We start from the raw sequence: 14,097 nt of genomic DNA on the forward strand, positions 1-14,097 counted from the left end.
AGCTGAGTTAGGCTCACATGCGGAGTTAGGCTGCCGCTGCTGCTTCCTTGGTGGCTTCTTCGGCTGCAACCCAGGAGAGCATGGCGCATTTCACGCGGGCTACGAACTTGGAGACACCGGCGAAGGCGGCGGCGTCGCCCAGGACTTCTTCGTCGGGTTCGATTTGGCCGCGGGAGCGGAGCATCTCGCGGAAGTCGTCGACAAGCTGCTGGAATTCCTGGGTGCTCATGCCGGGGGCCATCTCTGAGAGTACGGAGGCAGCCGCCATGGAGATGGAGCAGCCGTCGCCTTCCCAGGAGATAGTGTCGATGGTGTTCTCACCGTCTTTGAGGGTAACGCGCAGGTTGATTTCGTCGCCGCAGGTGGGGTTGTACTGGTGGTTGGTTGCGGCTCGGGTTCCCTCGGCGGGGTCGATGAGGCCCTCACCGGAGCGCTGTTTGGAGTGTTCGAGAATGATCTGCTGGTAGAGCTGTTCAAGGCCGCTCATAGTCGGTGTCCTTCTTTCACGGTGTGGTGGCTAGTTGCGCTTATCTTTAGTCGGTGTAGCCGAAGTAGCGGCGCACCTTAGCGAGTTCTTCGATGAAGCGTTCTACGTCGTCGGTGGTGTTGTAGATGTAGGCGCTGGCGCGGGTTGAGGCTGTGATGCCAAGAGCCCGGTGTAGGGGCTGGGCGCAGTGGTGGCCTACGCGCACGGCGATACCTTTTTCGTCGAGAAGCTGGCCGACGTCGTGGGGGTGCACGCCTTCGACGTGTACCGAGGTGAGCCCGGCTCGGGGCTGGCCTGCTGCCGGGCCGATGAGGCGGACGCCGGGGATTGAGCTCACGCCGTCGGCAAGGAGCTGGCCGAGCTTGGATTCCCAGGCATGCACCTGCTCCATGCCAAGGTGCTGGAGGTAGCGTACGGCTTCGGCCCAGGCTACGGCCTGGGAGACGCGCTGGGTTCCTGCCTCAAATTTGATGGGGGCGGGCATCCATTCGGCTTCGGTCATGGTGACCTTGGTGATCATGGAGCCGCCGGTGAGGAAGGGGGGCATAGCTTCAAGCAGCTCGTTTCGGCCATAGAGGGCTCCGATACCGGTGGGAGCGAGCATCTTGTGAGCAGAGAAAGCTGCGAAGTCCACGCCGAGTTTTTTCACGTCAACGGGCATGTGGGGTACCGACTGGCAGGCGTCCAGCACGGTGAGGGCCCCGACCTTCTTGGCAAGTGAGACCATGAAGTCGATGTCAGTGATAGAGCCTGCCACGTTTGAGACGTGGGTAAAGGCGAGGACGCGGGTGCGGTCGGTGACGATGGACTCGGCAGCTTCGTAGTCGATGAGGCCCTCATCGGTGACGGGGATGTAGCGTAGGGTGGCACCGGTTCGGGCTGCCAGAATCTGCCAGGGAATGACGTTGGCGTGGTGTTCCTGCTCGGTGGTTACAATTTCGTCGCCTTCCCCTAGCGCAAAGCGGGCGGCGGCGTCCCCACCGATTCCGGCGGACGCGTTGCCGAAGGAGTAGGTGAGCAGGTTGAGGGCTTCGGTGGCGTTGGAGGTCCAGACCAGCTCGTTTTCGGCGGCGCCGATGAAGGAGGCGACGGTGCGGCGGGCATCTTCGAAGGCGTCGGTGGCGTCGACGGCGAGGGTGTGGGCGCCGCGGTGGACGGCTGAGTTCGCGCCGAGGTAGTAGTTACGTTCGGCGTCGAGGACCTGCAGGGGGTTTTGGCTGGTGGCTCCGGTGTCGAGGTAGGCCAGGGGGTGGCCGTTGACCTGGCGGCTGAGGATGGGGTAGTCCTTGCGTAGGTCGGTGACGAGTTCGTTGGTGAGCTCTGCCCCGGCTGGGGTGCGGTAGCTGCTGGCCACTGTCTTTGCCTTTCCGTTGGGTACGCCTGGTATAACGGCATGTTTTTCTAGCCTATTCCCTGCCGGGCGGAATTGGTAGTTAGGGTGTGCTTGGACGTTCAGGTGAGCAGCAGATGCATCGCGCAACAGCTTATGCGATTTTTTGTGTATAGCTCTCTACCCGCGTTGGAACTAATCGCTTAAACCGCATGGCTGGTTTCTCAATCAAATGCCACGATAAGAAAGCGAGTGGCACGGTAAGAGCAAAGCAAGAAAGTGCTGTAAAAAACCACCCATACTGTGTAATACCAGCTAGTACAAGTAGCTGTTGAACAGGGAATGCGTAAACGTATATCCCATACGAGATATCGTTTCTAGAGCCAATCCGAGTTGGTAGTGCCGCACCTAATCCAAGAACGGCGTAAGGCATTGCAACAAAAATAACGATATTGCCCCAAATATTAAGGGAAGTCGATACTAAGGAAAGCGCAACCAAACATGAAACTGCAGCTAGAGGTAAATTTGCGGGAATCTTATCCGCAAAGACGTAGAACAGCATACCTAGCGCAAAAAAAGTCCAGAGTCTCACACCATTCGCGAGAATAACTTCTAGCGATCCCGGAAATAAAGTGTAGGCAGAGGAAGGAACAAATAAGTAAATCAAAACCATCAGAGTAGCTATTGCTATCACTGATAATTTCAGATGGTTACGGATCCAGGGAACCATCGTGAAGAGACATACTCCCACATAGGCTAGGGCTTCATAGAACAGAGTCCACAATGATCCATTCCAAGTGGTCGTGAAGGGAACGTCCGCATTAACAGGCAAATCACCCGATTTAAGAGTTAATGATTTAAAGAAGAAATACAGCGCTTCAGACAGTTTCCATTCAGCCCCGAACAATTTTCCAAGAGGAGAAAAGATAAAAGCTGTAGCTAGTAGTGCTGCAAAATATCCAGGATAGATTCTAAGGAAACGTCTCCACAAGAAAGGTTTAGCCCTCATTCTCATACCTGAAGCAAGGATAAGGTAGCCAGAGGCAACAAAGAAGCACTCAACAGCCGTACCATGCCACGCTCCCAACGCAAAGGGGCCAATAACTACTGGCTCAAAATCACCCAGCGGAAATGCATGCCCGAAAATAACCAGAGTAGCCAGTACAAGGCGAACAAAATTTAACGCGTTATCGTTTGTGCTCAGCCGACTTCCAAGGGTTAGCTCCCCAGCCTTTTTTGTCTCTTCCATCATTTATCTGCGATCTCGTGTCGATAATCTGTTTCTAATTGCTATGAAAACGCTGCTGGGCTGCAAGTAGACCTTCTTTAATCAGAGTCTCCGTAGCATCAGCTGCATTGGAAATAAGGAAAGGGAGATCCTTCTTCTCCGCGGTTGTAAAAGGCTTCAGCACAAAATCAGCGGTCTGCATCTGGCCAGGAGGGCGGCCGATACCGGTGCGAACCCGGTAGTAGTTCTTAGTTCCCAGAGCCTTGGTGATATCGCGCAGGCCGTTATGGCCGCCCTCTCCCCCACCAATTTTCAGTTTGATGGAATCAAAGGGAATGTCGAGCTCATCGTGCACCACAATGACCTTTTCAGGGGCAATACCGTAGAACTGGGCCAGCGCAGATACAGGACCGCCCGATACGTTCATGTAGGTCAGGGGCTTAGCTAACACAACTTTCGCACCCCCTACGCCGAGACGTCCTTCGAGAACCTGGGCACGGGCCTTACTGTGCTTCTTGAAATTACCGCCCACAGCGCTTGCGAGCTCATCGAGCACCATCTGCCCAATGTTGTGACGGGTTGCTGCGTACTCGGGGCCGGGATTACCCAGACCTACGATCAGCCATGCATCTGACATATTTTCGCTTCTCCTAGGGCGCAAGAATGCGGTAAGCATACAAAGAGTGTATCGAGTTAAGAGAAGGCCCGCACCGTCGTTAACTACGGTACGGGCCTTACAAAAGAGGTGAGATAGCTATAGAGCTTACTTAGCTTCGTCTACCTGAGCGTCAGCTTCTGCGCCCTCGGGAGCGTTTTCGCCTTCTTCGCCGACCTCGGGTACGTCGAGTTCCTCGGGCTCTGAGATGTTAACAACCAGCAGTTCTGCGTCTGCAACGAGGGTTACACCGGCGGGCAGTTCAACGTCAGAAGCGTGAACGTGGGCGCCTGCTTCACGGCCTTCGATGTTAACAACGAGAGCTTCGGGTGCCTTCAGGGCGTCTGCCTCAACGAGCAGAGCGGTTTCTTCCTGGTTTGCAACGGCGCCAACGGCGGGCTCGCCTTCAACGTGTACGGGAACCTCGATCTCAACACGCTCGCCGCGCTTAACAGTCAGCAGGTCGATGTGCTGCAGTTCGGGGCGGATGGGGTGGCGCTGGATGTCCTTAATCATGGCCAGGTGTGAGTCACCTTCGATGTCGAGGTCGAGGATAGCGTTGGGTACGCGGGCTGCCAGGGTGGTTGCGTGGCCGGGCAGTACAACGTGCTTGGGCTCTTCGCCGTGGCCGTAGATGACGGCGGGGATGTCGCCGGCCATACGGATGCGGCGGGCATAGCCCTTACCGAAGTCGGTGCGGACGGTTGCGGAAATCTTGATGGTCTCTGACATGAGGGCCATCCTTTCTATGGTTAGTTGTCGATGCGCCAAGTGGTGTAGTGAACTGGCGCCAGAAATCGCTTTCTAACCAGCCACCGTCAGTTCCGGACCTACCGGGGTTTCCCACCAGTATTCCACTGCCTTGGCTTGTACGCTGTGCTCAGCGCAACCCCTCAATTATGGCTGAGTTTGAAGGTTTAAACAAGCAAGGGCGCTGAGGTGCACGGTAGTTATGCACCACAGCGTCCCTACTTGATAATGCGCACTACGCGAAATAGGCGGCGAGAGCTTCTTGGTGGCTACGAGGGGTGAACCCTGCCTTAACAATCTTCGATAGGTCCATGGCTGAGTTAGTAGGGCGTGGTGAGAAAACCTCGGCCTTTGCAAAGTATTCAGTGGTTGTTACAGGAGTTACCCGGTCTGCAGAATGCCCTGTAGCTTCAAATACCGCTTTAGCAAGGTCAGCCCAAGTCACGACTTCGCCGGAGTTGGAAACATGGTAAGTACCAAACTCGCATCTGTTCTCCACCAGGTGCAGAATCGCTCCAGCAAGGTCCTCGGTGAAAGTGGGGCGGCCGTACTGGTCGTTCACCACTGTGGGGTTCACTCCGCGTTCAGCCAGAGACTTCATAATTTCAATAAAGTTCTTACCATCGCCCATAACCCAAGAGGTTCGCACAATGTAGTGGCGTCGTACTGAACGCACAGCCATCTCACCGGCAGCCTTTGACTGGCCATAAACTCCGAGGGGGGCCAGCGGGGCGTCCTCTGCATATTCTTCGCCTAAGGGCAAAGAACCATCGAAAACATAATCGGTAGAAACGTGTACCAGCGGGATACCGGCTTCGTCCGCCACCCTAGCCAAAGCCGCAACGCCGGTTGCGTTAGCGGCCCAAGCGTCCACGCGTCCTTCAGGAGTCTCAGCCTGATCGACAGCAGTATACGCCGCGGCGTTAATAATGCCGCGGAGCGAGCGCCATCGGTAGGAGGAAGCCCAGCTATCAGGACGCGCCAGATCAAGTTCCGCACGAGTCGCAGCAATATAGGGGGTACCGGATGCTTCAAGCTGCTTGACCAGCTCCCGCCCCAGCTGCCCGTTAGCACCTACGACGAGCAAGGGAGCAGGAGCAAGGGGCTCTACCTCAGCAAGCCGGGGGTGGTTCTTGTCCTTCTCAGAGAGCTCTGCCTGGTCCAGAGAAATCGGCCAGTCAATTGCCACGGTCTCGTCTGCAAGGTTAAGGAAAGAGTACTCCCCCTGGGCATCTGCTGACCAGTGGTCATTTACCAGGTAAGTGTAGGCAGTATTGTCTTCCAGAGTCTGGAAAGAGTTGCCTACTCCGCGGGGAACAAAAACAGCGGTATCGGGGCCAAGCTCTACAGTGACGGTCTTACCGAATGATTCTCCGGCCCGCAGATCAACCCATGCGCCAAAAATGCGGCCGGTAGCTACCGAGACATACTTGTCCCAAGGTTCCGCGTGAATGCCGCGGGTGGTACCTGCTGTTGCGTTAAAGGAAATGTTGTTCTGTACGGGGCCGAAGTCCGGTAGACCAGCGGCAACCATTTTCTCGCGCTGCCAGTTTTCTTTGAACCAGCCGCGGTTATCGCCGTGCTGCGGAATATCGATGACGAGCAGACCCGGAATATCCGTGGTGTGAACGGCTAACTCTTTAGGCATTACTGGCCTGCCTTTGCGTACTTAGCTTCGACCTCAGCTTTGAGGGGCTCCCACCAGGCACGGTTATCGGTGTACCAGGCAATAGTGTCTGCTAGGCCCGCTTCAAAGTTGGTGAACTGGGGCTCCCAACCAAGCTCTTCACGCAGGCGGGTGCCGTCGATGGCGTAGCGCAGGTCGTGGCCGGGACGGTCAACAACGTGCTCAAAAGCGTCCTCGGGCTGGCCCATGAGGCGCAGGATGGTACGCAAAACGGTGATGTTGTTTTCTTCGCCGTTAGCGCCGATGAGGTAGGTTTCACCAATCTTGCCCTTTTCAAGGATGGTGTGGACGGCTGAAGAGTGGTCGGATGCGTGAATCCAGTCGCGTACGTTCAGCCCCTCGCCGTAAAGCTTGGGCTTGATACCGGCCAGAATATTGGTGATCTGGCGGGGAATGAACTTCTCGATGTGCTGGTAGGGCCCGTAGTTGTTGGAGCAGTTCGAAATAGTTGCTTCAATACCGAAAGACCGTACCCAGGCGCGGACTAGCAGGTCAGAGCCTGCCTTGGTAGAGGAATAGGGGGAGGACGGGTTGTAGGGGGTAGTTTCGGTGAACTTAGCGGGGTCGTCTAGTTCAAGGTCACCAAAGACCTCATCGGTTGAGATGTGGTGGTAGCGGGTCTTGTGCTTACGCACAGCTTCAAGCAGGGTGAAGGTGCCGATAAGGTTGGTGTGGATAAAGGGGCTAGGGTCGTTCAGTGAGTTATCGTTGTGTGACTCAGCTGCATAGTGGACAACCGCATCGGCCTGCGCGACCAGGGGGTCGACGACGTCCGTGTCAGCGATATCGCTCTTGACCAGTTCAAAACGATCAGAAGGAAGCCCTGCGAGTGACATTTCATTAGCGGCGTAGGTCATCTTATCGAGCACTACGACCTTGTGGTCGGTGTTATCTACCAGGTAGTGGACAAAGTTCGAGCCGATGAAGCCGGCGCCGCCGGTAACAAGAATATTTCCCATAACTCTAACAGTAGTGGCAAATCACCTTATTTTGGGTTTCTGGTAGCTCCTAAAAATGTGGTGTTCATGCCAGAATGGGAGTATGAAGGGAATTTTACTCGCAGGTGGTACCGGCTCACGCCTCCACCCCATCACGCTCGGTATCAGCAAACAGCTCACTCCGGTTTACGATAAACCGATGATTTATTACCCTATCTCCACGCTTATGCTCTCGGGGATTCAGGATATTCTAATCATTACCACCCCCCAGGACCAGGAACAGTTCCAGCGCCTTCTTGGTGACGGATCACAGTTCGGAGTCAACTTCAGCTACCAGATACAGCCGTCCCCCGACGGGCTAGCTCAAGCCTTTATCTTGGGTGAGGACCATATCGGGAACGATTCAGCAGCCCTAGTATTAGGCGATAATATTTTTTATGGACCGGGCCTCGGAAACCAGCTCCGTAAATATAATGATGTAGATGGAGCCGCAGTTTTTGGCTACCGAGTTGCAGATCCCACGGCCTACGGCGTAGTAGAGTTCGATGATAATTTCAAAGCTCTCTCTATCGAAGAAAAGCCGGCAGTCCCTAAGAGCGATTACGCAATCCCCGGTCTTTATTTCTACGATAACAATGTAGTCGAATATGCAAAGAGCATTAAGCCTTCAGCGCGTGGAGAGCTTGAAATTACTGACCTTAACCGTGTCTATCTTGAGCAGGGAAAGCTCCGGGTAGAAGTTCTTCCTCGCGGAACCGCTTGGCTAGATACCGGAACTTTTGATTCTTTGGCAGATGCCACGAGTTTTATTCGCACAGTCCAAGCTCGACAAGGACTTTCAATTGGCTCCCCAGAAGAAATCAGTTGGCGAATGGGTTGGATAGATGATGCCCGACTTGAGGAACTTGCACAGCCTCTTGTTAAAAGTGGATACGGCACCTACCTGCTAAATCTGATAGCTTGACTCCAGCATCAGCAATGTAGACATAACCATATAAGTGCCCCTACCCCAGTGGTAGACTCTGACAAAGATTATCCAACCTTCACTCACACCTTAGGTGACCTATGACCATACTTGATGTCGTGCGCATGTTGCGCGTAAACTTCAAAATTCTCTTAGCAGGGCTTTTAATCGGTGCATTATTAGGCTTTGGCTACTCCCTTTTACAGCCTAAAGTCTATGCTTCCACAGCAACCGGTTATGTAACAGTTGGTGACGGCACCGGCATCGGCGACGTTATCTCAGGCTCAGCTGCGGCAAAGGAGAAGGCATCAGCCTACCTCGCCTTTGTTAACAGTGGTCCTGTCGCTGATGAAATTGTTGCGGCAAATCCTGAGCTGAATCTTACCCGCAGTCAGGTGCAGAGCAACTTGACTGCAACTGTAGACGCAAACTCAGCACTAATCCGTGTTTCAGCGACTGGTAACACGCCCCAAGCGGCTCAGGCGTTGGCCAACAGCTCCCTAGAAGCTGTTGCAAAAGTAGCCAACAACCTTGACGGGAGTAGCGCCGTGCGAGTTATTCCCCTTGAAGACGGGACCACCAGCAACACCCCGGTAAGCCCCGACACAATTAAGTTGGTTGGCATAGGCGCAGCAGCCGGCCTTGTTCTAGTACTGGCTGCTATTCTTCTTCGCCGTACCGTTGATACCAAACTACGCACTCGAGAGGATGCAACCAAAGCAACAGATGCGGGCGTCTTAGGTGTATTGCCCGTTTCGGACGAGCTTACTGAAGAGAATATTCTTCACGCCAATAGTGATCATATCTCACAAGAAGCCATCCGCCAGATGCGCACTAATTTGCGTTTCGTTAATGTGGATAATCCGCCTAAGTCGCTAATTGTAACTTCCGCAGAACCCGGCGAAGGTAAATCAACAGTCTCAACCTCAATTGCTAGAGCCCTCGCTGACGCTGGTTCTCCCGTCATCATTATTGATGCCGATTTGCGTCGTCCCACCATTGCAAAGAAATTCAAAATTGATTCAAAGGTTGGCCTGACACAGGTACTTGCAGGTCAAGTTGAACTAGCCGATGCAGTTCGCCAGTTTGAAGACACCCAGCTCTTTATCTTGCCTGCTGGCCGTATCCCCCCTAATCCTTCCGAGCTCCTTGGTTCTGATAAAATGCGCCAGCTAATCGCGGAACTTTCAAGTGAATTTACGGTCATTGTAGACGTCCCCCCTGTTCTGCCGGTAACAGACGCTGCCCTTCTATCGACTGCTGTCGATGGCGTAGTACTAGTCGGTAGCATCGGTAAAACCCGTAAAGAAAACCTTGCTGAAGCAGCTGATAATCTGCGAAAAGTTAGCGCTAATCTGCTAGGCATCGTCATTAACCGGGCTCCTCGTACCGGCCTTGGCAATACCTACTACGGATTCGCCTATGCCTCTAACAACGCCTACAGTAGCTACTACGGCTCTGACGAGGAAAAGTCAAAAGGCAATCCAAAGAAAAAACGTAAAAAGGCTAACAAATAGTCTGCCGGTATAGGTAACCTGATAAATGGGGAGGGGCTTATAGTTCCTCCCCATCTTTTATAATATTTTTAAAGAACACATATTCGACATACAAGTGAGCTTTCAATGACAGAACCCTCAGAAACACATCATCACGCGTCAAAACAAAATCACCAATATAACGATTTGCCGTTAAATGTACGCATTCGCCTAAGTCATGCCCATCTGCAGTATCTTGCGACAGTATCTTCTAGCGATATCCTACATATCAAAGGATATATCTATGGACCTGACACATACCCAAAGACAAGAGCAAGTTCAGATGTTGACTTATTGGTACGCCCAGAACATGTTGAGAAATTTGTAGAATCCACAGTAAGCGCTGGATGGCAGATTCTTACTACCTTTGAAACTGGATCAGACTATCATCATGCCATGACTATATATCATCCTACTTGGGGCCTAGCAGATATCCATAGAGCTTTTCCCGGCATCGGCTTGGATGCGACACAAGCTTTTAACCGGCTTTGGGAAAAACGCAGAATAAAAACAATAGCAAATGTAGAGTGTTTAACTACCTCGCTTACTGATTCCCGAATTATTGTTTACGTTCATGCTGCTAGATCTACAAGTAAACATAAACCAGATGTAGAGTATCTTAACGAGATGCTCTCCTGGGAGGAAAAGAAAGAAATAGAAAAAAGAGTCGCAGAAATTGAAGCTGATTTAGCATTTGCCGCCGCTACAGGAACAATTGACAAATATTCAAAGCATCCCGACTATCTTTTTTGGAAAACAGCTTCACAAGAAACATCGAACATCACACGATGGTATGCCAGGATTAAAAACGCACCATCTTTACAACAAAAAATTAAAACAATTTTTGATATTTTCCTAGTAAACCAAGATCATTTAGCCATGGAACTTGGGCATCAGCCAACTCGACAAGAAGTGCGACAAAAATTTTTTACCCGCTTCAAAGAATTGACAAAAACACTGAGAAAAAAAGGGAAGTAAATGTACCAACGAAGCACATCGACTGCTTTCTTATACAGCTCTGACATGAGTTCAGTAGAGATCGAGAATGAAATTGTTTACGTTGCTAACGTAGAAAAATCACAAATCTATACCTTAGATGGAGTTGGCCTAATAATCTGGGAGTTGCTTGAAACCCCACTATCCCTTACGGCTCTAGTCACAGAAATTTCAGAAATATACGATGTAAGCAGAAAAATAATCGAGGAAAGTATCTCATCGTTTCTCATAACCCTCATAGATCAAGGACTTATCGAGAAAATAAATGATTAATCTCCAATTTACGATTACATAGCCAAGAGACTAATAAAAATTAATAGTCCTATAGAGATTCAATTTTACCCTTGATTTCAGCTATAAATCGCTCTTCTGAAAATTTTTGAACGTACTCTTTAATAGCGAATGGATCAAAATCTTCGGGCGTAAACCTATCTACTGCCTGACGGATCAGCTCCGCTGTCGGCTCCTCAATAAAAGTTCCGTTCACTCCTTCAACAATAGTGTCAAGAAATCCTCCGGCCTTTAGAGCAATAGTTGGCTTGCCAAAGGCTCCCCCTTCAAGAGGGGTAATGCCAAAGTCCTCGTGAGAAATAGCCAATAAAGCTATAGAATTAGCATACGCATACCTCATCTGCGCATCGCTTATATGAGATGCAAAAGCAATATTTGAGTCGCTTATGGCTTTAAGATCTTCTTTCATTGGCCCTGCCCCAATGATTAGAAGTTGCTTATTACTCCCAGAAAACGCTTTAACCGCATGCTGTATATTTTTATATGGCAATAATCGGGATACAATCAAATAATACCCCTGATCCATAAATTCTTCTAAACCTTTTATTTTAGCATGCTCACCATCTTCTTTGACCGAAAATGGGGGATAAACAATATCTACTGTTTTCCCATAAACATTATGGATTCTGTCCTTAATCGTTGTTGAATTTGCAACATAATTAGGCTGTTTTGCGGCAGCCCGCTGGTCCCAAAAAAGCAGAAAAGGTCGCAAAGTTCTAAGAGCTATTGAGATCAAAGGGTTAGCAGAATCTCCTAAATACTGGTCAGTAAGATAAATCCAGCGAGCTGGGGAATGACAATAGACTAAAGTTTTTTTCGGTAGATTAAAACCATGGGCCCACCCCGTGGAAGAAGCTATAACGATATCCGCTTTAGGATGTAAAAAGCTTGAGAAAAGGGGAAGAAATGGTAGGGCAAGACGGTGGTCTTTTCTAAAGAGCGAAATTCGGTTAAGTGGCGACGTGATTACCTTACAGTTTTTAAAATCTGGATAGGTCTTCTCCGGATCATAAAGAGTAGTATAAATCGTTGCCTCTGGAAAAGCATGATGCAAGGCAAGCACTACACGTTCCGCACCACCTCGTTGAGTAAGATAATCATGCGCAATAGCGATCTCCGGTATTTTTTCTTGCTTTTTAGAATTTCCAAGTATTCGATTGAATAGATTCATCAGATATCCCCGAATTAAAAAATGACCTTTGCACGGTTAGGATATTTAATCCCTGCTAAACTGGCACTCTCGATTATGAGAGCCATAAATTTTTCTGCAATATTTTGAGGTAGTTTATCAGCTACAGAATCAATTGCAGAACCGAACCATTGCGTTGTTTTCTCAGTGCTTATAGAAGCTAGGAAGCGGACACAAATGCCCCATATTCCTTGTGGATTAGGTTCAGGAATTACTCCTTGACCATGTTTTTCTACAAATATTTGACGTGAAGCACCAGAATGCAGAGCACGGCGCGCTCGGCCAGCAGTTGTTGTTGCTGCAATGAAATGGTTGACCTCTAGATCAGGTGAGAGAACAAGTTCTATCCCTGCTTTATGCAGCATGTAGCCCATGTCAACATCTTCCCAGCCATACCTACGATAACGTTGATCGTATCCACCAATTTTCGCAAAAGTAGCAGCTGACATAGAACAGTTGGCTGCCCAATAGTGCCAGATTTGATCAGCTGATGCAGTATACGCCTCTTCACGAAATTTTTTATCTCGGTAATAGCCGTAGGCGCGAGCATGAGGGGTATTAGGGAATTTATTATGCACAAGCCCCATTACACCAACCTCTCTATCCCCCGCGTGGTAAGAGATATGCTGAGCAATGTAATCGGACTTAACTTGAATATCATCGTCACAGCGGATAATAATCTCAGCATCAGCTGAATTATATCCAGCATTAAGCGCTGATACTCTGCCCTGATTTTCGGCAAAGACAATAAGTTCGATATTTAATTTGTCAGAATCAATATATTTCTGAACAATATCAGCAGAGCCATCAATGTCCCCATCGACTACTACAATAACTTGAAAGTTTTTCTCAGTTTGCTGAGAGAGAGAGTCGAGCGGGTAATGAAGTTTAGCCGAGCCCCCTCTTGTTGGAATAATGACAGCAGCTTTGTATTGATATGACCTCATAATAAACCTTTCTTAAATCAATGATTACTATACTTGATACTATGTTTTGCTTGGTAATTTTTTCTGCCAGGCAGCTCAAACATCCAGCTAGTTTGGCGATAGAATACGGTGGCACAGATAAAAGGAACCCCTACACCACCTATAAGACTTATCATCATAATAATCCAGGGATCAAAGACTCCTACCTTCACTAAGATAATTCTCAGAGTTGGTGTAAATAAAAGATGCATAAGATAAATTTGAAGAGAGTAAATACCTATTACTTCAAGAAAAACCATACGAATATGTTTCCCCAGAAGAGCTGCCCAAAGGAATAAAGCCGTAACTCCGATACAGCTTGCTAAAATACCAAGAACTTTACTGCTCAAAGTGATATCGAAGTCTTCCAATGTAGGAATAGTAAGATGGTTTGATCTAATAATCAAAACTACAAATAATACTGAAGTAACTAGCGCTAATGGTAACAATATATTTGTATTTGAGGTCCCTAAATTTCTTATTCTCCTTGTTCCGATGATAGCACCTAGAGTAGCGAAAATAGCTATAGAGATTCCTCTACGATAAAATTCAGGAGAGTCATTCCCCCATGATATCCAGCTAAGAATTGAAAATATACCAACTATAAATATTGCCTGTGAGGGCGAACCCCAAGGTTTAAAAAATATAAGCAATATATAAACAATTATCATCCAAGGAAGATACCAAAGATGGGCCAGAGGGTAAACAATATTTACAACATCAGACCATTTAGTGTCACCATTAGAAAATCTGGCACCAAGTACTTCAAAAGTTCCCTGGATTCCAGTCCAGACTAGATATAGGTAAAAGAATAGTAAAATACGGCGCCATACATATCCCCAGCTTTGTCGTTTTTCCCATGCAGATGGAATATTAAGGCCAAAGAGAAAAGCAAAAAGGGGCATATGCACTAAATAAAGTAATGTATGAAGAAACCTAAAAAATTCTGGATTCTCTTTAGTTAGCCCCCCCTGCATCAGACCGATATTAATATGACCTATTACAACAGCAATAATAGCTAGTCCCCGCAAGGAATCGAGCCAATAAACTCGCGATTTTTCTATTTGACGGTGGGATAACAT

The 14,097-nt window shown here is 49.4% G+C and carries 14 protein-coding genes; 4 read left to right on the forward strand and 10 right to left on the reverse strand.

From position 1 onward, the window contains the following. Positions 1–25 precede the first annotated feature (25 nt). The 7 genes from sufU to rfbB all read right to left on the reverse strand — a co-directional run bounded on the left by sufU (position 26) and on the right by rfbB (position 7,096). Entirely contained in the window at positions 26–487 is a 462-nt protein-coding gene (gene sufU, locus L6762_RS10020; protein WP_237187097.1) for a Fe-S cluster assembly sulfur transfer protein SufU, read from the reverse strand. Positions 488–533: 46 nt separating this feature from the next. Beyond that, complete coding sequence (locus L6762_RS10025; protein ID WP_237187098.1) at positions 534–1,841, reverse strand: SufS family cysteine desulfurase; 1,308 nt, start codon at positions 1,839–1,841, stop codon at positions 534–536. A 130-nt stretch (positions 1,842–1,971) separates the two neighbouring features. Further along, complete coding sequence (locus L6762_RS10030) at positions 1,972–3,069, reverse strand: acyltransferase family protein (RefSeq protein ID WP_237187099.1); 1,098 nt, start codon at positions 3,067–3,069, stop codon at positions 1,972–1,974. Between the two features lie 31 nt (positions 3,070–3,100). Continuing rightward, positions 3,101–3,682, reverse strand: a complete 582-nt coding sequence (pth, locus tag L6762_RS10035) for an aminoacyl-tRNA hydrolase (protein WP_237187100.1) — start codon at positions 3,680–3,682, stop codon at positions 3,101–3,103. 126 nt (positions 3,683–3,808) lie between these two features. Further along, positions 3,809–4,432, reverse strand: coding sequence for a 50S ribosomal protein L25/general stress protein Ctc (locus tag L6762_RS10040; protein ID WP_237187101.1), 624 nt, complete (start codon positions 4,430–4,432; stop codon positions 3,809–3,811). A 253-nt stretch (positions 4,433–4,685) separates the two neighbouring features. Further along, on the reverse strand, positions 4,686–6,098 hold the full coding sequence (gene rfbD, locus L6762_RS10045; protein WP_237187102.1) for a dTDP-4-dehydrorhamnose reductase: 1,413 nt from the start codon (positions 6,096–6,098) through the stop codon (positions 4,686–4,688). Next, positions 6,098–7,096 carry a dTDP-glucose 4,6-dehydratase gene (gene rfbB, locus L6762_RS10050; RefSeq protein WP_237187103.1) on the reverse strand — a complete coding sequence of 333 codons (999 nt, stop codon included), beginning with the start codon at positions 7,094–7,096 and terminating at the stop codon, positions 6,098–6,100. The genes rfbD and rfbB overlap by 1 nt, the downstream gene beginning before the upstream one ends. A gap of 82 nt (positions 7,097–7,178) precedes the next feature. Here rfbB and rfbA point away from each other — a divergent pair, with 82 nt between their 5' ends. The 4 genes from rfbA (at position 7,179) to L6762_RS10070 (ending at position 10,843) form a co-directional block, all read left to right on the forward strand. Continuing rightward, on the forward strand, positions 7,179–8,039 hold the full coding sequence (rfbA, locus tag L6762_RS10055; protein ID WP_237187104.1) for a glucose-1-phosphate thymidylyltransferase RfbA: 861 nt from the start codon (positions 7,179–7,181) through the stop codon (positions 8,037–8,039). 101 nt (positions 8,040–8,140) lie between these two features. Continuing rightward, positions 8,141–9,556 carry a polysaccharide biosynthesis tyrosine autokinase gene (locus L6762_RS10060; RefSeq protein WP_237187105.1) on the forward strand — a complete coding sequence of 472 codons (1,416 nt, stop codon included), beginning with the start codon at positions 8,141–8,143 and terminating at the stop codon, positions 9,554–9,556. 105 nt (positions 9,557–9,661) lie between these two features. Beyond that, positions 9,662–10,552 (forward strand): nucleotidyltransferase family protein, encoded by an 891-nt coding sequence (locus L6762_RS10065; protein WP_237187106.1) that lies wholly within the window; start codon positions 9,662–9,664, stop codon positions 10,550–10,552. Positions 10,553–10,597: 45 nt separating this feature from the next. Next, positions 10,598–10,843: a PqqD family protein gene (locus tag L6762_RS10070; protein ID WP_237187107.1), complete on the forward strand. Its 246-nt coding sequence runs from the start codon at positions 10,598–10,600 to the stop codon at positions 10,841–10,843. A gap of 49 nt (positions 10,844–10,892) precedes the next feature. Here the strand turns inward: L6762_RS10070 and L6762_RS10075 are convergent, their stop codons facing one another. Genes L6762_RS10075 through L6762_RS10085 form a run of 3 tightly spaced genes read right to left on the reverse strand, consistent with a single transcriptional unit; the run spans position 10,893 to position 14,097 of the window. Continuing rightward, positions 10,893–12,032, reverse strand: a complete 1,140-nt coding sequence (locus tag L6762_RS10075; protein ID WP_237187108.1) for a glycosyltransferase — start codon at positions 12,030–12,032, stop codon at positions 10,893–10,895. 14 nt (positions 12,033–12,046) lie between these two features. Then, positions 12,047–12,997, reverse strand: coding sequence for a glycosyltransferase family 2 protein (locus tag L6762_RS10080; RefSeq protein ID WP_237187109.1), 951 nt, complete (start codon positions 12,995–12,997; stop codon positions 12,047–12,049). A 17-nt stretch (positions 12,998–13,014) separates the two neighbouring features. Then, entirely contained in the window at positions 13,015–14,097 is a 1,083-nt protein-coding gene (locus L6762_RS10085) for an acyltransferase family protein (protein ID WP_237187110.1), read from the reverse strand.

Source organism: Rothia nasimurium (assembly GCF_928381705.1).
GTDB lineage: Bacteria > Actinomycetota > Actinomycetes > Actinomycetales > Micrococcaceae > Rothia > Rothia nasimurium_G.